Genomic DNA, 21,809 nt, shown 5'->3' on the forward strand with positions numbered 1-21,809 from the left:
TTATTCAATATCTAAAGCGAATTCTTTAAAAACCCTTATTTTTAGGTAACAATGGCTCTTTAGTATTACTGCTCTAAAGAAAACTATGAATAAGGGGTGTAAATAAATGGGTTGCTCCACATGTACTTCTCATAAAGAGCCAATGCCCAAGCTATGGCATAATCCTAAAGTCATTACGGCAACAATAGCCGGCTTATTATTAACAATTGGTTTTGTAGGCTCATATTTGACATTACCAAGGATTATCGCTAACGGGTTTTACGTAAGTGCAATATTAATTGGTGGATATTACTTCGCACACGAAGCAATAGACAAATTTATCAAAGAATATGAAATCGGTATTGAATTCTTGATGTCCATTGCTGCCATTGTTGCTGGTTTAATGGGGCAATGGGCGGAAGCAGCAACATTAGTCTTTTTGTATTCTATTTCTGAAGCTGCAGAAGGTTATTCCGGTGAACGAGCGCGACATGCTATCCGAGCATTAATGGATCTTGCTCCAAAAGCAGCGTTAGTCCGGCGAAATAATAGTGAATTTCGAATACCCTTAGAAGAAATTCAAGTTGGAGATGAGTTCATTGTTCTTCCAGGTGAAAGCATTGCTACAGATGGAGAAGTCATTTCAGGACACTCCAGTGTTAATCAAGCACCCATTACAGGGGAATCAATTCCAGTCGAGAAAATTATAGGAAGTAACGTTTTTTCTGCAACTATAAACGGTGAGGGAACTCTTACTGTTCGCGCAACTAAACAATTTGCTGATAATACATTATCTCGTATCATATTTCTTGTCGAAAAAGCACAAGACAAAAAGGGTCGCAGTCAACGATTTATAGAGCGTTTTGGCGACCTCTACAGTCCATTTGTTCTTTTAGTAGGAATACTTATAGCCACTGTGCCACCCCTATTGGGGTTGTCTTGGCAAGAATGGGTGATACGTGCAACAGTGTTTATTGTTGCTGCAGCACCCTGTGCCTTAGTGATTTCCATACCAATTACTCTTGTAGCTGCTCTTGGTACAGCAAGTCGAAATGGCATATTACTAAAAGGTGGATTATATTTAGAGCAACTAGTGAAGATAAAGGTAATTGCGCTGGATAAAACAGGAACATTAACACAAGGTAAACCGAAGGTCACCGATATCATTCCATTGAATAATCATACTCGGAATCAAATATTAAATGCAGCCGCAACTATTGAATCGCGCTCTCAGCATCCTTTGGCCCAAGCCATTTTGCAACAAGCCACTGAAGAAAATATTCAATATAATCCTGTTGAACAATTTAAGTCATTAACTGGTTCGGGTGTACTTGGTTTTATTAATGGGGAAAAATTCTATATCGGCAATCCAAAATTATTTATTGATATGGGTCTATTAATAGAAGCCTTAACCCAAGAAATAAACAAATTACAGGCTGCTGGAAAGACAGTCGTATTATTAGGAACTGATAAGGAAATTCTCGGTTTAATTGCAATTGCTGATCCGTTAAGACCAACAGCAAGGCAGATGGTATCTTCCTTAAAATTGTTGGGTATTGAACGTGTGGTTATGCTCACTGGAGATAACTCGATAACTGCCTCGTCAATTGGCATTCAAGCAGGTGTAGATGAGGTACTCTCTGATTTATCACCAGAAGATAAGACACGGAAAATTGAAGAACTGGAAAGACGTTACGGTAAGGTAATGATGGTTGGCGATGGAGTAAATGATGCTCCAGCACTTGCAGCAGCCCATGTAGGAGTTGCTATGGGTGCTGCTGGTAGTGATGTCGCATTAGAAACTGCGGATGTAGCATTAATGAGTGATAATTTATTAAAATTACCTTATCTCATCGAATTTAGTCGTCGAACCTGGAATATAATTTTACAAAATTTAGGACTTTCTATAATTGTAATTAGCTCTCTTGTTGTCGGGGCGGTAACCGGCTATTTTACGTTGCCAATAGCAGTTTTAGCTCATGAAATCAGTGAACTTATTGTTATTGCAAGTGGTCTTCGCATGTTAAGATCTTAACTATGGATGAGCCATTACAATGCGTTTAATACTCTCTCCAGTCTTTGTCTTACTTCACCAGCGACCAGATTGATCTCAGGATTGCCGACCAATTCTAATACTGATTTTGGATCCATAAATTCAATATACACTTTGCCTGTATCATCCTGGCGTACAACCACATTACATGGTAGAAGCAAACCTATAGATGGCTCTTTTTCTAAAGCATGGTGGGCAAATTGTGGGTTGCATGCACCAAGAATTTGATAGGGAGGCATATCCTGATTTAATTTTTTTTTCAAAGTTGCTGACACATCTATATTTGTAAGAACCCCAAATCCCTCTTTTTGCAGTTCTTCAGTAACTTTTTTAATTGCATCATCAAATGAATACATTACTTCTTTTCCAAATCCATATTTTATATTATTCATTATTTATCCATTAAAAAATTAGTACAAAACATACCAGATGTTATCGTTAATAAATAATCCTTATTATTCAGAATAGCATAGGATGTGGAAGCTGTAGTGAATCGTTCTTGTTGTAAACGGTAAATTGTTGCTTTATGGACATTAAAGGTTTTTGCAATTTCACTGACTGATTTATCTTCTTGTAAAAGCCGCTTGGCTAATTGTTTTTGTTCTTCATTCATTTTTTCGGGTCGTCCAAAACGAACTCCACGTTGCTTTGCAGCTGCGCGTCCAGCACCAGTACGTTCGCGAATTAAGTCACGCTCAAATTCTGCAATACCAGCAAATACAGTCATGATCATTTTACCGGCATGAGAAGTGGTATCTGCCCATGGCTCGGAAAGCGAACAAAAGGAAGCCTCTGTTGTTCTTATGTAGTCTATTAATTCTAGTAAATGCTGGGTTGAACGCGCCAATCTGTCCAATTTCAAAACAACGACTACATCATCAGGTCGAAGCTGATCAAGTAATCGTTGTAATTCTGGACGATCTCTTTTTGCCCCAGAAATTTTTTCCTGATAGATACGTTTACAATCTGCTTCTTTAGAGCTGTTAATTGCAACTCTAAATTTTGATCTGTGGTTGAAACGCGAGCATATCCAATTTTCATAACCAATCCCTAATATTTTATTTGCAAATCATATCGCAAAACAATAGACTTTTGCATCTGATTTTTGCAACGAATTTAAGCTGTTAAATAAAAGTATTCAAATTACGTTGCTAAACTTAGTACTTTTGCCAATTGTACGCCAGCTCCTTGATTGCGTAGCCCCCAGATAATGAGACTTACACCTAATGAAAAAGCAATTAAGCCCAGCGTCATAGCTGTGTGAAATAGAAACATCAGGGCAGATCTCCTTTTCTTTGGCGTTTGTGAAAAAGATGGGGGATAAATGCGGGTGTTTTTGCCGCATAACGTTGATAGGCTTCCCCAAACAACGCTTGCGTTTCTTGTTCTTCTCGGTGAGCAAGACGTACGTAGACGTAAACAAGGATGGGAAACATGAATAAGGTAATAAGCGTTGGCCATTGCAATAAAAATCCAATCATCACTAGAATGAACCCATCGTATTGCGGATGCCGAACGTAGGCATAAAGTCCTGTGGTGGCGAGTTGATTGGTTTTTTGCGCCGCATAAAGGGTACTCCACCCCGAGTAAATGAGGTAAAGACCGCCAAAGATGAATACGTTACTCAAGATATGGAATAAGTCAAAATGCGGATCACCTTTCAGCCCTAATAGCGTATGCAGTAGATGACCAGAATCGTGGCCATAGAGGTTAATGCCAGGGTAATGGTTAGAAAGCCATCCGGATAATAAGTAGATGGTTAAAGGAAATCCATACATTTCCGTAAAATAAGCGATGACAAAGGCAGAAAAGGCGCCAAGGCTCTTCCAATCGCGTTTGGATTTGAGTTGAGTAAAACTGAGAGCAAAGAGAATAAAAATGGCTGAGTTAACCATCACTAAAAGCCAAAGACCATAAGCATTAGAATGTTCCATCATCAATCCTTTTCATTCGAATCCAGGTTGTTATCTTTTTTGTCATGTTGCGTTTTGTGGTTGCTATGTCCCCCATGCCCACCATGAAAAAGATGCATTAAAGGGCATAATAAAAACAACAGTATCCACCAGGGAGAAGCCGCCAAAAAACCGATCACATGGGCTTTGTGTTCTGTGAAAAGGTAATAACCGATAATCACGAAAATGAGAATTAGGATAAATCCACGCGCAGAAGGAAACCCGGATTTTTTGGTCTGTTGGTGTTGGTCATGTTCTGTGTTCATCATCCTTTATCCTTATTATCTCCACCAAAAAGGGATTCAAATAAGTGTTTCATGAGGTTATTTCGCTCATTCCTCACTGCCTCCAATGACGAGCGAATCATCTCACAAAACAGCTGTTCATTGTTTTTAAATAAATTAGTACCTTCTAGCCTCTGACGATTCGCTTCGACTGCTTTTGCTACCAATAAAATGAGCCGCATGGTTGGATTTATTTTTTCAGAAAAGACATAGCGACTCAGGCGCATAGGGTGCGTTTTATCTAGCCATAATGTCAAGAGAGGATTGCTGATTGCCTGAATCCAAGGTTGACAAAGAGCGCGATAATAAGTGTCGTTTGCCTCAGACAGTTTGCGCACCCTCTCGAAGGGTTCGATGGGGTTGCTGGAACACAGTTCTGCGAGATCACGTTCTTTAAAGTAAACCTCATATTGTTCCTTGCTGCAATCTGGATTGCCTGTTGGGTTGGTGATTATCATTTCATATAAACCGGGTGGTAACTTCTCAAAGGCCGTGCAATGTTCCAAAATGGCACGGTGTTCAAAGCGAACCACTTTGGCTGAAACGAAAATGCCTAAATGACCGATGGTAGGATGCAAAAGGTAAATAATGCGTTGCTTGGCTTTTTTTAAATCATTTGTCGTAGGATAGATTCTTCTTAACCAATGCAGGGCTTGATAAGGTGGTGTAATTTCATCACCTTGCGAGGCAAAAATCACAATAGGGTTATGGATGCGCTTTAAATCATAAACACAATCATGATTAATAGCAATTTCACCTCGCTCCAGTTTATTACCAATAAAAAGATTCTCAACCGTTGCTGTTATTTCCTCTGTACTGAAGTGATAAAATCCATTCCACCAATGTTCAAAATCTAAAAAGCGCTCGCGCTCCGTGTCAACTGCATCAAAGAGATGGTGGTATTTATCCCAAATGGCGGTAGTGGGGTTTAACAGTTCAAAATTTTGTACAAGCCATGCCCCATCAAGGATTCCATCGTTCAAATCAGTAATGAAACGAGTAAGCCACACACCGCCTAAAAGCCCACCGAGCAATTGCATGGGATTTACTTCTTCTTCGCCACTGGACCAATAAGAAATGGGAGAGCCATTCATCACGAGTGGGCCCACCAAGCCTGCGCAATCAGAAGCCAGTAACGCCAACATCCAACCCGCCTGGCAATTGCCATAAAGAATGGGTGGTTGGTCTTGATGCCAGGTTTTCACTTGTGCAACAAATTGCTTCATTGTTGACAATACATCAGCCAGTGTTTGATGCGGGATGGGTTGAGGGTAGAACATGACAAAATAAACGGCATGACCCCGATGTAGCGCAATTCCTATTTCAGAATCCCTCTTCATTCCACCAATCCCTGGCCCATGACCTGCCCTTGGGTCAACAATAATGACTGGCGGCTTATTGGGGTCGAAACACTGTTCAAAACACACATCATCAATTTCAAGAATTTTAAGTAGCGCATAATTCGTTTTGGGCTCCAAGGTTCTGCCATCCAGAACCAGCTCATACCTAAAGCGCAGAGGCGGTGGCATCCCTTGTTGTTCATGTTCCATCATGTCATTGGCCCGCTGACGTAGTGTGTCGAAAAATAGGACACTTCGTTGCCAATAATCAATGTGGTAATGAAACAAATCATTCCACAGTTGGTAAGATTGAGAAAATACTTCAGTCAATGAGGGCTTTTGTTCTTTGGAGATAGCCTCTTCCCCTCGCTTTAAATTGTGTTCGTCCATGAAATACCGTCTCGTTTGCCGCAACAATTAATATATAGCTTAGCACAAAGAACACTTAAACGACTTAGAAAACAATGAGGAGTGGTTACTCGACACCATTAGACTTCAATGCCCTTATCGCACAAAATAGCTAAAAAAGAAATTAAGGACTTTATTCACTAATAGAAATCCTTTTTGAAAGAAAAATTTTAATTTTAGGGAAGCGAAACTGAATAGTTTAACTAGGCTAAAAAAAATATTTTTTTAATGGTAATTTTTACACTTTTTACTGTTTGCGCATGTACTTCTATGACAACGACAACCAATGAGTCTAAAAGTAATGATAATAAGAACAGCGACAAACACAGTAAAGCATCTGTTGGGCGCGTTTGGGTTGCTCATCCTAGAAGGCACTAATATTTTTTCACCTCTTGAGCAACTCAATTTGAAGAAGAATAGGCTTTGAAAGGCATCGAAAGCCATTAAGCTTAATGCCAGCCAATCCCTCCAGTATTGTGCCCTTCATAGGTATGAGAAACAGTATGTGAATTAGTGGCTTTTGTTGATGAAGCACACGAGGTAAACAGAAGGGTTGAGCTTAATAATATCACTACCCCAATAACTACTTTAAATAGTCTGATAGGTTGCATATCAATGCTCCTTGCAATGAAATAAGGTGACTATTGAATCAATATAAAAACAACCTGTATCATTAGATAACTTATTATTATAATAGCACTATTAAAAACACGCGCTGCCAATCATTGTCACTTTTTGAAAAAGAGATGAGCGTACTCTAGGTATTGAGTCAATGCTCCTGAAATGAAAAATGACTAATATAACGTGTTGTACAGCATTTATGCCGCACCTCTAGGGTCATGAAATAACTAAATAAAAAGAGCACTTATCTTTTGAGGGGCTTGATGTGTACGCCCGAAAGGTTTTGTGACAATAAATTAGATTTAATATAATTTTGAATTAATCAGCTCAACGGATATTGAACGCCATAAACCACCTTTTTGGTAATAAAATGGCGTTAGAACTCTTTGAAAATGGAATGACAGGTTAAATTTTATGCTATGATTTACTATATTTTATTGATTCTATAGCTTAATACCAGGGATATCGGTGATGAACGGACTAGAAAAGGAATGCTGTCCCAAGAACATTATATTAACTAAGCAGGAAGAATCTTCAGAACATATAGACTCTTGCTGTGTACCCGATGATGCAGATACTACAGATAATGTCTTTGCTTTTTTTGGTCAGTTATTTCAAGCAAACCTTGCTAAATGGACTGCGGGGATAAGTCCTGCCGCGCTAGGCTCTTCTTATTCCACATGGCTTTGGCAATTGGCACAATCCCCAGAAGTATTATGGGAACTGGCCTTTTATCCTGTTTTTCATGCTAATGATTGCATTAATAATATCATTTGTGTTGAGCGTGCTGCCGGTGGCAAAGACGTACGTTTCAAAAAAGACAGTTGGCAGCCTATGCCTTGGCGTTTATATGCAGAAGGATTTTTGCAGGTGGAGGATTGGTGGCGACACGCCACAACCCGTGTGCCAGGATTACCCGACCAGGTGGAGCGCACCGTTTCATTCTGGGCACGCCAATATCTTGATGCCCTGTCCCCTTCCAATTGTGTTTGGTCTAACCCTGATTTATTCCATGAAGCCATTCGCACCGGGGGATTTAATCTCATTCAAGGCAGCCAAATCGCTATGGAAGACTCCTTAGAAAAGCTAACGGGCGCACCTCCTACAGGCTCTGAACATTTTATCCCTGGCAAAGACGTGGCGATTACCCCAGGACGAGTGGTATTTCAAAATCATTTAATCGAATTGATTCAATACGAAGCTCAGACTAAAACCGTGTATAAAGAGCCCATACTAGTTCTCCCTGCCTGGATTATGAAATACTATATTCTCGATTTATCCCCCCATAATTCCTTGGTGAAATGGCTTGTTAGACAAGGCCATACCGTATTCATCATTTCCTGGCGCAATCCAGATAAAGAGGACCGTGATTTAGGAATGGATGATTATTATCGCCAAGGGGCCATGGCGGCGATTGATGCGGTATCAGCCATTCTGCCTCAAACAAAAATTAATCTGATGGGCTATTGTTTAGGTGGCACGCTCGCCATGATTACGGCGGCCGCGATGAGTAGAGATAGGGATGAACGCTTAAATAGCCTCACCCTTCTTGCAGCCCAAGGGGATTTTACTGAAGCCGGGGAATTAATGCTTTTTGTTACTAAAAGCCAAGTGGCTTTCCTTAAAAACATGATGGGAGAACAAGGGTATCTTGATACCAAACAAATGGCCGGTTCCTTTCAAATGTTGCGTGCCTACGATTTGATTTGGTCCAAAATGGTTCAGGACTACATGCACGGGATGCGGCGTGGGATGATTGATTTAACCGCTTGGAATGCGGATGCCACCCGAATGCCTTATAAAATGCACAGTGAATACCTTGAACAATTGTTCTTAAACAATGATTTTGCAGAAGGTCGTTATACCGTGGAAGGAAAGCCAGTGGCTGCTGAGAATATCCAGTTGCCACTTTTTGCAGTCAGTACTGAAAAAGATCACGTAGCGCCTTGGCAGTCTGTTTATAAAATTCACCTGATGACGGAGGGTGATATTACCTTCGTTCTCACCGGCGGCGGACATAATGCAGGGATTGTGAGTGAACCGGGTCATCCGGGGCGTTCTTATCGGGTTCATGAGAGCAAGAAAGGTGATGCTTACCTCAATCCTGCGAGTTGGCTTGCGATCGCAAAACAACAAGAAGGCTCCTGGTGGCAAGAATGGCATGATTGGTTAGTGCAGCTATCGGCTAAAAAACGCGTCCCTCCACTGGTCATGAATACCTCACTACCCGCTGCACCAGGTACTTATGTACTGCAGAAATAAAAGGGAAGAAAAATGGACAAGGAGTTTCTTGAGAATGTGACTTTTGATGAGCTTACGGTGGGTCGTCAGGCGAGTCTAAGTAAAACACTCACTCAAGACGACATCAATTTATTTGCTGCCATGTCGGGTGATGTGAATCCTGCTCATATGGATCCGGTGTTTGCCCAAAGCGATATTTTTCATGGTATTGTGGGTCATGGCATGTGGTCTGGCTCGCTGATTTCTGCACTGCTGGGCACTGTTTTACCTGGTCCAGGCACCATTTATCTTAAACAGGACATTCAATTTAAAAAGCCAGTACGTTTAGGGGACACGCTCACCATCACCATCATCGTCAAGGATAAGGGTGCCAATAAGCCCCGAGTGATTTTTAATTGCAAGGGCGTGAATCAACACGGAGAAACAGTCATCGAGGGCTTGGCAACCGTGCTTGCGCCAACGAAAAAAGTACGGGTTGCACGAACTCATTTACCGTCTATAGAAATACATAACCACGATCGCTTCGAGGCGATAATCAAAGCGTGTCGCTGTATGGGTGCTGTTCGCACGGCCATTGTGCATCCGGTTAGTATGAGTGTCATGGAAGCGGTGAACGATGCGGTAAAAGCTGGGCTCATTATTCCCATTTTGATTGGCCCTTTGGTCAAAATGAAGACTGCAGCTCAAGAGGCAGGGATTGATTTATCACAGTGGGAAACGATTGATACGGAGCACAGCGATGCCGCAGCAAGCAAGGCTGCCGAATTGGCATCTTCCGGCGAGATTGATGCCATCATGAAAGGCTCATTAAGCACTCATGAATTAATGGGGGCTATTGTACCCACTGCCTCTGGCTTACGCACGCAACATCGTGTGAGTCACGCCTACGTCATGGATATCCCTTCTTACCACAAACCACTCATCATTACAGATGCTGCGATTAATATTGCCCCTACTGCCACCGACAAAGCGGACATTTGCCAAAACGCTATTAATCTTTGGCGAGTATTGTTTGGCGAGGACAAGAAGCCCAAAGTAGCTATCCTTGCCGCCATCGAAACCGTCAACCCTAAGATGCAAGCCACTGTCGATGCCTCTATTTTGTGCAAAATGGCTGACCGAGGACAGATAAATGATGGCATTCTTGACGGTCCCTTGGCTTTTGATAATGCGATTAACAAGGAGGCAGCCAAAGAAAAAGGGATTATTTCTCTCGTGGCAGGCGATCCGGATATTCTTTTGGTTCCTGAAATCGAGTCTGGGAATATTTTGGCCAAGCAATTGACTTTTTTAGGTCATGCGGATGCTGCTGGAATTGTTTTGGGTGCTCGTGTTCCAATCATTCTGGTGAGCCGAGCAGACTCACTGCGAACGCGGCTTTTCTCCTGTTCTCTGGCTGTTAAACTGGTGGCAGCTCGAAAGGAAGGACGAATCAAATGACTGCAATCAAAGCAGCCAGTATTCTTGTGATTAATGTGGGCTCTTCCAGCGTCAAATTTCAGCTTTTTTCAAGACAATTAAACCCGCAACTTTTAGTTCAAGGGAAGGTGGCTGATATTGGCGGAAGATCTTCCTTTATAGCCACCGATACCCTGCTAAACCCTGAGAATAAGCAGGCTGACAAAAAAATACTTTCTGATAATTGCTCGCACGAAGAGGCTTTACACCGTATTTGGGACTGGATTGAGGAGTGGAGTGAACAGTGGCAGGTGACTGCAGTTGCTCATCGCATTGTCCATGGTGGGACCCTCTTTAAAAACAGTGTGCTAGTCAATCCACACGTCATGCATAAATTATGGGCATTAGCCCCATTGGCTCCTTTACACCAACCCCATAATCTCAAAGCCATTGAGTTCATCGGTACTCTGAAACCAGAGGTACTTCAAATTGCTTGTTTTGATACAGCATTTCATACCCATCATAAGGCTTTGTTCACCGAGTATGCATTGCCACAAAAGATAAGGGAGCAAGGTGTTCGTCGCTATGGGTTTCATGGATTATCGTATGAATGGATTGTTCACACCTTGCGGCGATATGAGCCGTCATTGGCTGAGGGGCGGCTTATTGCGGCCCATCTTGGCAATGGAGCCAGTTTGTGTGCCATACACCATGGAGTAAGTGTTGATACGACAATGGGCATGACAGCCCTGGATGGATTACCCATGGGAACTCGTTGTGGGAGCCTTGATGCCGGAGCTGTGACGTTTATGATACGTCACCTAGGTTTGTCTATCGATGAGGTTGAGTCCCTTCTTTACAATGAATCAGGGCTTCTTGGTTTATCGAGCCTAAGCAATGATGTCAAAACCTTGCAAGACAGCAAAGATGCAAAGGCTCAATTTGCATTAGAGTATTTCTGTCTTAAAGCTGCCCAATTCATGGGGATGATGGCAGTAACCCTGGGTGGGGTGGATGCCATCGTGTTTACGGGCGGTATTGGTGAGAACTCAGCCTTTGTGCGAAACACTATCTTGCGTCATGTGACATTTCTTAAGCCTTTTGAAACACGGGTTGTTGCAGCCAATGAAGAACGCATGATGGCACTTCATGCCATGTCGCTTCTTGAACGCAAAACAGAGGTAGGAAACGGATGAAGAATAAAAAAGGATTGATTGTTGGAATTGCCAATGAGTACTCCATCGCCTGGGGTTGTGCCAAAGTATTGCATGAAGCGGGCAGCGAATTGGCAATCACCTATCAAAATGAGAAAACCAAGGGTTATGTACAGCCTTTGGCTGAAAAAGTGTCATCTCCTATTGTTATGCCTTTGGACGTGACGGATAAGGCACAATTTGATGCCCTATTTCAGAAAATAAAAGACTGCTGGGGTCGTCTTGATTTTGTTATCCATGCGATTGCCTTTGCACCAAAAACTGATTTACAAGGTCGTGTTGTCGATTGCTCGAAAGATGGCTTCATGATGGCGATGGATATTTCTTGTCATTCGCTCATCCGATTGGCAAAAGCCGCTGAACCACTGATGGTCGATGGAGGGAGTATTATGACCATGAGTTATTATGGTGCTGAAAAAGTGGTTAAAAATTACAATCTCATGGGACCTGTTAAAGCGGCTTTAGAAACCTCTGTGCGCTATCTCGCCATGGAACTTGGCAGTAAAAAGATTCGAGTCAATGCCATTTCTCCAGGGCCAATAAGCACTCGTGCGGCCTCAGGTTTAGCTGATTTTGATAAGCTGATGGAACAGGCGGCAAAGGAAGCGCCCTTGCATCAGCTGGTTACAATAGAGGACATTGGTGAAACAGCCTCTTTTTTGGTATCCAATAAAGCCGCCTCCATTACCGGTCAGATCCTTTATGTGGATGGCGGTTATAATATCAAGGCCTAATAAACCAAAAGTAACTCCTCCAGAATTGACGCTTAGTTATTTACATGTATTGCCCGCCATTGATATCAAAATTAGCACCCGTGATAAAGCCACTTTGTTCATCAGCAAGAAAAGCGACGACCCGAGCAATTTCTTCAGGCTGCCCTATTCGTCCAACTGGAATTTGGGCAACGATTGCTTCTAAAATATCATCTCTCATGGAGGCGAGCATCTCCGTTTTAATATAACCAGGGGAGACCGTATTCACCGTGATCCCTTTCTTTGCGACTTCTTGCGCGAGACTTTTGGTGAATCCGTAGAGTGCTGATTTACTGGCAGCATAATTACATTGCCCAAATTGACCTCTGCGTCCATTAACTGAAGAAATCGTGATAATACGCCCATAACCATTATCCAGCATGTTGGATAATGCGGTTTTCGTCATATTAAAAACGCTATTTAAATTAGCATTAATGACTTCTTGCCATTGTTCCGGTGTCATTTTTTTCAAGCTGGTATCATGGGTAATGCCTGCATTATTAACTAGAACGTCAATTTTGCCGTACTTCTCTATCACCAAATCCGTTAATTTTTCACAATCATTGAAGGAAGAAATATCCGCATAGGCAATGTCGATATCAAATCCTTGCGTGGATTGTTTTTTCTGCCATTCTCTTGCTAATTCGTGATGGCCATGTTTGAAGTAGCAAGCAATCACTTGATAATTGAGGTTTTGCATTTCTTGACATATGGCTGTTCCAATGCCACCAGTTCCTCCCGTTACTAAAGCAATTCGTTTATTCACCTTCCTTCCTCCTTGATTTGGTTATTTAATTATTTAACGAGTTCAACGTCCTCTGCTTGCGGCCCTTTTTGTCCTTTGCCTACTTTAAACAGAACGGTTGCCCCTTCGGGAAGGGTTTTAAAACCGCTACTTTGTATGGCACTGAAATGGACAAAATAATCCTTGCCACTACTTTCAATAAAGCCAAAGCCCTTGCCTTCATTAAACCATTTTACTTTACCGCGAATTTTATTTGTCATTTTGGTTTTTTCCCTGATGATTTTAGTGCTTTATAGTGTCATGCTACATGATTCTCTGTGTCAATAGTCAGTATTTTAGCTCAGCAATCCTGGATTTTTTTATTCTTTCTAAGTCATGGGGTTTTAAAACCAAAAGACATAATCAAAAGAACTGAGGAGAATTATTGCTTGTCGCATCCCTTTCTCAATTAATTGAATCAGAGGGCTTAGTTTCTTCTTCCATCTTTTTCAATGAAACAACTTTATCACACTGAATCTCAATGGTATTTATTTTACGTGTTGATACACCCCAGCATCTTATCCTTTTTCCATCTATATTCATTGATAGGATATGAATAATCAAATTTTTTCCATAGGTGTTATCTATTTTAATATCTTGAGTATTACTTGTTTTTGTAGTAATTCTCCCAATTGAATTTCCATTACGATGGAACTCTATTAATATCTCGATATTGGATAAAGATACATTTTTTATTTTGGAATCTTTATGATATTTAATATGATAGGATTCCATGCCTGCATAGGCGTTTATTTCTGTGAAGAAAAAAATAACAGTAAGAATAACCTTAAAAAGGCTCATTTTTTCTATTTTAGACAGTCTGATATGCTTCATGCGAGTCATGCCCCCTTATTTTTTTGATATTCCAATAAAAATTTTCATGTGCCCCAGTTCTATAAAGTTAATATTAATCCTTCTTCTGCGTACATATAATCCCTCCAAGTTTAGACTACACAAAACAAATTTTTGAGGGGCAATGAACGTAAGTCTGATTCAGAGTATCCTTTGACAATATATAACCCAATCATTAATGCATCGTATTCTACTCCTCTGTTCTGCGTCACTGCAAAAATGTGCAGTGACGCAGAAAACCAACCTTGATTTTACCCAGTAAAATCAACACATTCAGTCATTTTGTCCTGGCGCGATTCACGCGTCAGGACAAAATTCTTCTCCTTAAACCCTTGCGCAGCAAGCACCGCTTTGATAGTTTTAAATAAAGCATAACTGATGAGCTGGTGCGATTCCGGCGAAACGTCTTCTGACGTCTTATGCAACGCCACTTCATTCCCTAACTCTGTGGCTGGACGTTTAGTCGGGAAAACCATCTAGGAATCTCTGTCATCCGGCAGGGCAACTCCCTCGGGAGTTTAAGTCAATTTATTTCAATTTGACCATGGACTTGTGATAAGGCCCATTGTCTTGTCATTTTTATTAATCAACTAATAAGGAGAAAACACCGACACAAAAAACTGCTGTAAACAGGCGAGATCGTTTGCCATATAACGATTGTTTTGCCCCCCTACTTCGAGCTTACGGCTTTTGCCGGGTTTCATCTTTGAGTGAGCCGCTCGACCAACACTAAACCAGAGACAGGGCAAATGAATTTTCGGATTGGACGATGAGAAAATATTCCTTACGACAAACAGCCAACCGTTATTTACAACTTGATAATAACGGCAGCTACAGAGAGAGAAAACAACGGGCTTACGTCATTCAAAAAATGATAGATGATTTATTTCGTATTGGTGATGTACCTAAATCATGGAATAACTTGGAACAAGAGCATATCAAAAAACTGGTTGAGCATTGGAGAAAATACCATCTGAAAGATGCAACCATCATGCGTCACATGACCATCATTAGAAACTATTTACAGAGTATCGATTGCCCAATACCTAATATAGATAACAAATCATTGCAATTAAACCGTCAAAGACTATCAGGCCAACGCTTAGACTGGAAGCCCAATATCTGGGAATCATTCACTGATAGTACCTCTCAATTAATCATGGCATTGCAAACACAATTCGGATTAACTTTTAGTGAAACATTCCACATCAAACCCGGTATCCATATCAAAGAACAAAAACTCTGGATTACCCGTGATATCGCATTTAACTCTGCTGACAGGATGATTCCCATCAGAAATGAAGTGCAAAAACAAATTCTGTCTGATTTAAACCAACTAACTAATGGTATCAGCCTGATACACTTTTTGGGCTATAAACAAATCCGGTCAGATTGGCACAATACCCTTGCAAAACATGACTTACCAGCAAAAAAATCCTGGCGTTATCTTTATGCCAAGCAAATGTATGAATATCTGCTGCCACTTCTAGGTAACTACCAAACCTACTTGCTCCTACACGATGAAATGGGCATTAAATCTCGAAACACACTATGGTCATACCTGCATGAGTAAATCAAAACTAAAAAACGCACTTTATTCGATAAATGGATGTCTAAAGGATCTCAAAGGATACTCCTACGCCAGCAAGGCAGACATGCGTCATATTCTTAATCGTTGTATTAAAGATCTGCACGAACATGGGTTAATGGTCGCGCATATCAAAGGTTTAAAACCCAAACATATTCATGTCTTAGTTGAGCACTGGAAAAATCAGGGTAAAAACCCTGCCACCATCAAAAATTACATGGCTAAATTACGGAAGGTGTCCGTCCTACTAAATAAACCAGAGCTCGTCAAACCAAGCAATGATCATTATCAAATTAGTCGGCGCAGTTATGCTCCAACCTATAATAAAGCCATTAAAGATGTCGATTTTTCCAAATGCAATGACCCAATGATACGCTTATCGCTAGAAGCGCAGTATCTTTTTGGTCTGCGGCGTGAAGAATCAATGAAACTGGTCATTAGTGAAGCCTGGCAAGGAAATCATTTAGTCATCAAGCCCAGCTGGACCAAAGGCGGTATAGGGAGAACTCTTGATATTATTAGTAATGAACAAAGACAATGGTTAGAGAAAGCCTTTCGTCAAATTCCACACAATCAATCATTAATCCCCAAAGGTAAAACCTATAAACAGCATCTAAGACGATACCAAACTGAGACAGAAAAGATGGGATTAAAAAACTGCCATGGCTTACGCCACGCCTATGCCCAAAGGCGTTATCATGAACTCACCAGTCAATTATCTCCAGACAATAAACCATTTAAATGCCCTATTGAAGGAGGCATCCCATCGAAACATTTACCTGAAAATCAAAAAGAAATAGATCGCAAAGCCCGGGAAATTATAAGCCTTGAGATGGGCCATTCTCGTATCGCTATAGTCAGGGTCTACTTAGGCTGACCCCTTTTGTTTTTAGCATTTCAATACACAATTGCATTTTATAGTGTGGCACAGGATGCCATGAAGCTATAAATTCCCCAATGATTTCAAAACCAGCTTTTTTATAAACATGAACCGCACGCTCATTAGCGATCTCAGGATCTATAAGCACTATTTTGGCATCAGAAAATTGACTTAAGATAAATTCATGAATCATCTTTACGGACAATCCCTTACCGATATAATCCAATCTGCAAATGAATAAATCTAGTGTAACTGCACCATCAGGATATTCTTCTGATTTCTCTATTTCAGAAGTAATTAAATAAGCGAAGGGGATTTCATTATCATAGGCTATCCAATGAGTAGCCCACGGTTCCCCATCGTTCAAAAATTCATGAATGTCTTTTATTGTATTACTTAAACCATCTCCATGAAGCCATTCATTAATATGTGGCTGACTAATCCAATCAAGAACAAGGTTTTCTTGTGTTTTACTCACTGGTTTAAAATGAAATCTGTTCTCATTATTCATGTTCATAATTGATTAAACTCAAATAGTTGGGATAAAACTTTGACTTGTACTTCTGTTATTCACGAATATTTATAATGCCAACGCTGCATTTATATTCCCAAACCTTAATCATTGAATACTTCCGGCATGTTTATTTAAGCGCATTATAATCCTTATAAATTTCATGCAAAACCTCTTTTACATCAGTGCCTTTAATTGGCCAACATAAGGTTTTCCAAAATGCCCATCCTAAAGCTCGTATCCAGGTATCATTATCCAGTTGAACTGCATTTTTAAACACACCCCGTTCTTCACTGGAAAAAAAATTCCATGCTATCACCAAATCACATGCTGGATCGCCTATAGCAATCTGGCCAAAATCTATAATCGCTTGCAATCTTCCACTATGTACCAAAATATTTCCAACCGCTATATCTCCGTGAACCCAAACAGGACTCAAGCGCCATTCAGAAGAAAGTGCATCTTGCCATAATGATACTGCAAGACTTTGTTCATGAGCGTTTTTAATTTTAGGAATTGCAAGTCGCATTTCATGATCATAGGCCTTCAATGAACCTCCCCGATAAAAATTATGTGCACCAGCCTGAGGCCCACCTGTAGCATCTAAAGATTGAAGTTCGTTTAAACAGTTACCCAATGTTTCCGCAAAACACTTTATATCATGAATATTCTGTCTTGAAGCAGATTCCCCTTCAATCCAGCGATTGATACTCCAATGCCATGGATAAGCTGGTGATGGTTTTCCTAGTGCAATAGGTTGCGTGATTTGAAATGAGAGCTGTTTGGAGAGCCATGGCAACCATTGATATTCTTTTTCTATTTGTGGCTCATACTGCTTATCGCTAGGCAAACGAATCACCATTTCCTCACCTAAGTGAAACGTTCGATTATCCCAACCACTTTGAGCAACTGGATGAATAGTCAGTGATTGCCATTGTGGAAATTGCTCAGTAATCAGTTTTTCGACTAAGTGAATGTTAATTTTGACTTTATCCATTAAGGCGGCCTCTATTGCTTCTTTATTGTAGATTTTCGATGCAACTTGTGCGTGATTCCAGCATGCTCAAAATCAAACTCAAATTTAAAACCTAATTTTTCCATAACTCGCAATGATGAATAATTACTGTGTGCTGTAAAACAAATAGTACTGGCCAAATTTAAATGCTTTTCAGCATAATCCAATGATGCTTGCCCCATTTCAAACGCTAAACCTTTTCCCCAGTAGATTTGGGCTATTTGATAAGTTAACTCAACTTCTTCTTTTTCATTTAATACAAATGTCTTTAATCCAGCTCTCCCAACAAAGCCATGGGTTTCCTTGTCATACCACATCCAGGGAGCAAAACCATATTGATTGTAATGCGTCATATCCGATTCCAAACGATTTAAAGCCTGGCCTTCATTGTATGAAACACCATAACATTGAATAAACTCAAGATTTGAAAGCATTATTGCATAGTCTTCGTGACAAGCTACTTGGGGAATAAATGCAATAAGCCGAGAGGTTTCTATGATTGGTTTATTAACTCCAAAATGCAAAAAAGCTTTCTTACCAATAGCCTGACACAATTCACTCTTGGCATTGGCATATTCAATCGTATTGTCATGGATTTTGCTCAAATTGAGCTTAAGTGCTTCATACTCTTTAGCAATACCGGGGTAAACGCGCAAATAATCGCGAAACAACAGATGCTTCGCATACCAAGAAGATGGATAATTAACTAAATGAATCTGATGCGTGCGCTCACCATATTCATTATCTTTTTGGAAATAACGCCGGTGTGGAAAAACTGTTTCAAAAACTTGATTATACCGATAACCCAAGGATTCAATTTTTTGGATATCCTCAGAAGTAAATTCACTCAAAGACTTAACACCAATTAAAATATCAATCACTGGTTTTGCATAAATGCCAGAAATAGCTGTACTGCCAATATGCTCAACTTGGGTTATATTCTTGATACCCAATTGCAATAACTGTTGTTTTTCAATGCTAAATGCTGCTATCCACGCAGGATTATGAGGGAGTAAGGTAATCATATGCTATGTTTTGTATTTAATAACAACCAATATTGGGCTATCTTAGCATATGTCTTAAAAGTGCATTAAAAATATTCATCTTACCGAGGAAAAAATGATTGTGATAAAAAAGCTAGACGAATTGTATATAGATGAACTGTCATCCTATCTCAATCATTATCAAGAAACGACTATGTTCATTAGGAACAATTTGTATTACTCAGGTATAACTTACCAAGATGAGCCATTTCACGGAGAGTATTATGGTTCCTTCGAGAACAACCAACTTAATGGAGTTTTAGCTCATTATTGGAATGGTAATGTGATGATGCAGGCTGAAAATTTTACTGCGTTATCAGCATTAGTTGAAAAATTTAAACTTAAAAGGACAAGGTTAATTGCCGGAATACTAGGTGAAGACTCTCAAGCCAATGTTGTCATTGATAAGCTGGACTTACAATCATCCCTATTCGCTATTAATTATCAGGAAAAATTATTCTCACTTAATCTTGAAAAAATGATTACACCTCAAGTAATTCATTCATATAGCTGCACACTCAAACCAGTGCAGGATTGTGAAATGGATGTCATCAAAGAATGGCTTATCGCCTATCATATAGAAGCACTTGGAGACGATGCTAACAATCCCAAACTTGAAGAATCCATTATTAATGAAATTCAAGATAAACAGCTTAGTCAAAATCGTTGGGTTTTATTTGTAAATAATGCACCCCTTTCACTGTGTGGATTCAATGCCCATTTACCTGATATTGTGCAGCTAGGTCCGGTATATACCCCTCCCTCTTTAAGAAATAAAGGTTTTGCCAGGGCCGCTGTGTATCTTTGTTTAAAGCAAGCTGCTATGAAGAAAGTCAAAAGAGCTATTTTGTTCACCAATGATAATTCTGCTATACGCGCTTATAAAGCCCTTGGCTTTCAAGAAATTGGAAAATATCGATTGGCCTTATTAAAATAAATATTTTCAATTTTTCATTAGTTCGATCACTAGACCACCATGTATCATGATATAGGGATATAGGGATATAGGGATATAGGGATATAGGGATATAGGGATATAGGGATATAGGGATATAGGGATATAGGGATATAGGGATATAGGGATAATAGGTTTATTTTATGTTCTTCATCAAGAAAGTTAACTATTTTGGTTTTCATAATTTCCTCCAGTGCTACACATTACTTACATCTAAACCAATGTGATTTAACACTTGATTACTTCTATTATGAATTAACACTGAATTGGAGAAAATTATACCATGCTTTCAATTGAGCTCATTTAATATCAACAAGAAAAAATCCTTGCTTTCGAGTACTAGCTTGATAATCTGAAAGCAACACAACTGATGAGTCAGCGCAATTCTGACGAAACCTATAGGTCTTGTGATATGCCATCTTGTTCCCTAATTCCATGGCAAAGTGTTTAGCAGGGAAACCCCATCAGGAGTTGTCTTTACGGCTTTGCGCCCGAGGAGTGCTTCGAGCACATCATCATTAATAACCAGGTAAATCAACCGATGTTTCGGTGATCTTTTTTGCATAACCCAATTGGGATGAATTATCCCTTTGGGGCTAATCCTCCCTATCCCAAGGAGCTACCATGCAACAACAGGAACCAGCACATCTTGAGATTGAACATTTGCTATTTGAACTGAATTGTTGTGTCAATGATTTAAGTCGCCATCGACTCCAAATCAATCCTCATGACATTCAGCAAGCAGAGTTAAGTTTGCACAAATTGGAATCCCTGATTTCCTTTGTCAAACAGTTTGATACTCAACGAATTGCTTGTTAATTGAAGCAAATTAAGTCTTATCCGCATAACAGAAAACCACCTGCCTATGCGGATGTTTTTCTGTTATGCGGCTCACATTTAACAATAACAGGAGAATACAATGACTGCATCTTTAAACCGCGTTCAATTAATCGGTAATCTCGGCGCTGATCCTAAAAGCATCACCGGAAAAGACGGACAATCTTTTGTCACTGCCACTTTGGCTACCAATGAATCATTCAAAAAAAATGATGAATGGCAAACCAGAGTGGAATGGCATCAACTGGTGCTTTTTGGAAAACTTACCAAAGTAGCTGAATATTTAAAGAAAGGTTCACAAGTATACCTTGAAGGTAAACTGCGTTCTAATCAATGGACTGACAATGAAGGTAAGACACATCAAACCTTAAGCGTCGTCGTCAATCATATCCAGCTACTCAGTCACTCCAAATCTGCTGATGAATCTAGCAACAAGACCGCAGAGCACCACATGGCGCAAATGCGTGAAATGTTGCAAACCGATTCAGAAGAAATTCCGTTTTAATCATACCCTACCACGGGAGCAAGCTCCTGTGTGGGATTGCTCCCTTAATACAAGGAGATAATCCCATGGACACCCCTTCAATCTACGTCGCGTGTTTAGCCTCATACAACAATGCCATCCTGCATGGTGTTTGGATAGATGCCACACAAAGCGAAGATGACATTATGGAAGAAATCTGGGAAATGCTGGATAACAGCCCTGAACCCAATGCTGAAGAATACGCCATACACGATTATGAAGGATTCGGCAGCATCAAAATCCATGAGTACGAATCAATATGCAATATTGTTGGGTACGCATCATTTATTAAAGAGCATGGGGAACTGGGCTTAGCCCTTCTCTGTGATTATTCGATAGATGAAGCACAAACTATGTTGGAGGAGCATTATCAAGGTTGTTATGATTCAGAGGTTGATTTTTCCAGGCAGTTATTTGATGACTGTTATGCCCATCAAATACCGGATAATTTGATCTGCTATTTTGATTTTGAGGCTTTTGCTCGGGATCTTTTTATTAGTGATTATTGTTCGGTAGAGTTTGGTGGACAGGCATATATTTTTTCAAGCTATTAAGCCCCTCTTTGGGGCTTCTTTTCTA

General features: G+C 40.2%; 25 protein-coding genes and 1 pseudogene. 11 read left to right on the top strand and 15 right to left on the bottom strand.

From position 1 onward, the window contains the following. Window positions 1-106 precede the first annotated feature (106 nt). Entirely contained in the window at window positions 107-2,014 is a 1,908-nt protein-coding gene (locus Lsan_RS07890; RefSeq protein ID WP_010652824.1) for a heavy metal translocating P-type ATPase, read from the top strand. A 14-nt stretch (window positions 2,015-2,028) separates the two neighbouring features. Here the strand turns inward: Lsan_RS07890 and Lsan_RS07895 are convergent, their stop codons facing one another. The 8 genes and pseudogenes from Lsan_RS07895 to Lsan_RS22485 all read right to left on the bottom strand — a co-directional run bounded on the left by Lsan_RS07895 (window position 2,029) and on the right by Lsan_RS22485 (window position 6,627). Further along, window positions 2,029-2,424 carry a DUF302 domain-containing protein gene (locus tag Lsan_RS07895; protein ID WP_010652823.1) on the bottom strand — a complete coding sequence of 132 codons (396 nt, stop codon included), beginning with the start codon at window positions 2,422-2,424 and terminating at the stop codon, window positions 2,029-2,031. Next, a complete protein-coding gene (locus tag Lsan_RS23525; RefSeq protein WP_231296944.1) occupies window positions 2,424-2,645 on the bottom strand; it encodes a helix-turn-helix domain-containing protein in 222 nt (73 codons plus the stop codon). Before Lsan_RS23525 ends, Lsan_RS07895 begins: the two co-directional genes overlap by 1 nt. 81 nt (window positions 2,646-2,726) lie before the next feature. After that, window positions 2,727-3,073, bottom strand: a pseudogene (locus Lsan_RS23530) (recombinase family protein); the annotation flags it as partial. Window positions 3,074-3,175: 102 nt separating this feature from the next. Further along, window positions 3,176-3,307: a hypothetical protein gene (locus Lsan_RS23340; RefSeq protein WP_010652820.1), complete on the bottom strand. Its 132-nt coding sequence runs from the start codon at window positions 3,305-3,307 to the stop codon at window positions 3,176-3,178. Further along, window positions 3,307-3,966: a methyltransferase family protein gene (locus tag Lsan_RS07905; RefSeq protein WP_029489105.1), complete on the bottom strand. Its 660-nt coding sequence runs from the start codon at window positions 3,964-3,966 to the stop codon at window positions 3,307-3,309. Before Lsan_RS07905 ends, Lsan_RS23340 begins: the two co-directional genes overlap by 1 nt. A gap of 2 nt (window positions 3,967-3,968) precedes the next feature. Beyond that, a complete protein-coding gene (locus Lsan_RS07910; RefSeq protein WP_231296926.1) occupies window positions 3,969-4,253 on the bottom strand; it encodes a DUF2933 domain-containing protein in 285 nt (94 codons plus the stop codon). Then, window positions 4,250-5,998 carry a DUF3141 domain-containing protein gene (locus Lsan_RS07915; RefSeq protein WP_010652817.1) on the bottom strand — a complete coding sequence of 583 codons (1,749 nt, stop codon included), beginning with the start codon at window positions 5,996-5,998 and terminating at the stop codon, window positions 4,250-4,252. Before Lsan_RS07915 ends, Lsan_RS07910 begins: the two co-directional genes overlap by 4 nt. Window positions 5,999-6,465: 467 nt before the next feature. Further along, window positions 6,466-6,627, bottom strand: a complete 162-nt coding sequence (locus tag Lsan_RS22485; RefSeq protein WP_010652816.1) for a hypothetical protein — start codon at window positions 6,625-6,627, stop codon at window positions 6,466-6,468. A 481-nt stretch (window positions 6,628-7,108) separates the two neighbouring features. Between Lsan_RS22485 and Lsan_RS07920 the strand changes: the two genes are divergently transcribed. Genes Lsan_RS07920 through fabI form a run of 4 tightly spaced genes read left to right on the top strand, consistent with a single transcriptional unit; the run spans window position 7,109 to window position 12,224 of the window. Further along, window positions 7,109-8,899, top strand: coding sequence for a PHA/PHB synthase family protein (locus Lsan_RS07920; RefSeq protein ID WP_010652815.1), 1,791 nt, complete (start codon window positions 7,109-7,111; stop codon window positions 8,897-8,899). Window positions 8,900-8,911: 12 nt separating this feature from the next. Then, entirely contained in the window at window positions 8,912-10,318 is a 1,407-nt protein-coding gene (locus Lsan_RS07925) for a bifunctional enoyl-CoA hydratase/phosphate acetyltransferase (RefSeq protein ID WP_058513905.1), read from the top strand. After that, entirely contained in the window at window positions 10,315-11,472 is a 1,158-nt protein-coding gene (locus Lsan_RS07930) for an acetate/propionate family kinase (RefSeq protein WP_010652813.1), read from the top strand. The genes Lsan_RS07925 and Lsan_RS07930 overlap by 4 nt, the downstream gene beginning before the upstream one ends. Continuing rightward, window positions 11,469-12,224 carry an enoyl-ACP reductase FabI gene (gene fabI / locus Lsan_RS07935; protein WP_010652812.1) on the top strand — a complete coding sequence of 252 codons (756 nt, stop codon included), beginning with the start codon at window positions 11,469-11,471 and terminating at the stop codon, window positions 12,222-12,224. The genes Lsan_RS07930 and fabI overlap by 4 nt, the downstream gene beginning before the upstream one ends. Window positions 12,225-12,264: 40 nt before the next feature. Here fabI and phbB read toward each other — a convergent pair whose 3' ends face one another. The 4 genes from phbB to Lsan_RS07955 all read right to left on the bottom strand — a co-directional run bounded on the left by phbB (window position 12,265) and on the right by Lsan_RS07955 (window position 14,354). Next, window positions 12,265-13,008, bottom strand: coding sequence for an acetoacetyl-CoA reductase (gene phbB, locus Lsan_RS07940; protein WP_010652811.1), 744 nt, complete (start codon window positions 13,006-13,008; stop codon window positions 12,265-12,267). A 29-nt stretch (window positions 13,009-13,037) separates the two neighbouring features. Next, entirely contained in the window at window positions 13,038-13,247 is a 210-nt protein-coding gene (locus Lsan_RS07945) for a cold-shock protein (protein WP_010652810.1), read from the bottom strand. A gap of 184 nt (window positions 13,248-13,431) precedes the next feature. After that, window positions 13,432-13,860, bottom strand: a complete 429-nt coding sequence (locus Lsan_RS07950) for a hypothetical protein (protein WP_010652809.1) — start codon at window positions 13,858-13,860, stop codon at window positions 13,432-13,434. A gap of 269 nt (window positions 13,861-14,129) precedes the next feature. Continuing rightward, window positions 14,130-14,354 carry a hypothetical protein gene (locus tag Lsan_RS07955; protein WP_010652808.1) on the bottom strand — a complete coding sequence of 75 codons (225 nt, stop codon included), beginning with the start codon at window positions 14,352-14,354 and terminating at the stop codon, window positions 14,130-14,132. A 293-nt stretch (window positions 14,355-14,647) separates the two neighbouring features. On the opposite strand from Lsan_RS07955, the gene Lsan_RS07960 reads away from it, so the two are divergent. Together Lsan_RS07960 and Lsan_RS07965 are read left to right on the top strand one after the other, a co-directional pair. After that, on the top strand, window positions 14,648-15,451 hold the full coding sequence (locus Lsan_RS07960; protein WP_010652807.1) for a phage integrase N-terminal domain-containing protein: 804 nt from the start codon (window positions 14,648-14,650) through the stop codon (window positions 15,449-15,451). Beyond that, the gene (locus Lsan_RS07965; protein ID WP_010652806.1) at window positions 15,444-16,343 is read left to right on the top strand and encodes a phage integrase N-terminal domain-containing protein; all 900 of its coding nucleotides are present in this window, start codon (window positions 15,444-15,446) and stop codon (window positions 16,341-16,343) included. The genes Lsan_RS07960 and Lsan_RS07965 overlap by 8 nt, the downstream gene beginning before the upstream one ends. Here Lsan_RS07965 and Lsan_RS07970 read toward each other — a convergent pair. The 3 genes from Lsan_RS07970 to Lsan_RS21505 form a co-directional block, all read right to left on the bottom strand. Beyond that, window positions 16,324-16,863: a GNAT family N-acetyltransferase gene (locus Lsan_RS07970; protein ID WP_010652805.1), complete on the bottom strand. Its 540-nt coding sequence runs from the start codon at window positions 16,861-16,863 to the stop codon at window positions 16,324-16,326. The genes Lsan_RS07965 and Lsan_RS07970 overlap by 20 nt on opposite strands. 124 nt (window positions 16,864-16,987) lie before the next feature. Next, window positions 16,988-17,854, bottom strand: a complete 867-nt coding sequence (locus tag Lsan_RS07975; protein WP_010652804.1) for an aminoglycoside phosphotransferase family protein — start codon at window positions 17,852-17,854, stop codon at window positions 16,988-16,990. An 11-nt stretch (window positions 17,855-17,865) separates the two neighbouring features. Beyond that, the gene (locus Lsan_RS21505; protein WP_010652803.1) at window positions 17,866-18,897 is read right to left on the bottom strand and encodes a bifunctional GrpB family protein/GNAT family N-acetyltransferase; all 1,032 of its coding nucleotides are present in this window, start codon (window positions 18,895-18,897) and stop codon (window positions 17,866-17,868) included. Window positions 18,898-18,991: 94 nt separating this feature from the next. Here Lsan_RS21505 and Lsan_RS07985 point away from each other — a divergent pair, with 94 nt between their 5' ends. From Lsan_RS07985 to Lsan_RS08000, 4 genes are all read left to right on the top strand, one after another. Further along, window positions 18,992-19,852, top strand: a complete 861-nt coding sequence (locus Lsan_RS07985; RefSeq protein ID WP_010652802.1) for a GNAT family N-acetyltransferase — start codon at window positions 18,992-18,994, stop codon at window positions 19,850-19,852. Between the two features lie 642 nt (window positions 19,853-20,494). After that, window positions 20,495-20,689: a hypothetical protein gene (locus tag Lsan_RS07990; protein WP_010652801.1), complete on the top strand. Its 195-nt coding sequence runs from the start codon at window positions 20,495-20,497 to the stop codon at window positions 20,687-20,689. Window positions 20,690-20,789: 100 nt separating this feature from the next. Beyond that, a complete protein-coding gene (locus tag Lsan_RS07995; protein WP_010652800.1) occupies window positions 20,790-21,212 on the top strand; it encodes a single-stranded DNA-binding protein in 423 nt (140 codons plus the stop codon). Between the two features lie 65 nt (window positions 21,213-21,277). Beyond that, window positions 21,278-21,784, top strand: a complete 507-nt coding sequence (locus Lsan_RS08000; RefSeq protein ID WP_010652799.1) for an antirestriction protein ArdA — start codon at window positions 21,278-21,280, stop codon at window positions 21,782-21,784. The last annotated feature ends 25 nt before the right edge of the window (window positions 21,785-21,809 follow it).

The sequence above is a fragment of the Legionella santicrucis genome (assembly GCF_001468135.1).
Taxonomy (GTDB): Bacteria; Pseudomonadota; Gammaproteobacteria; order Legionellales; family Legionellaceae; genus Legionella; species Legionella santicrucis.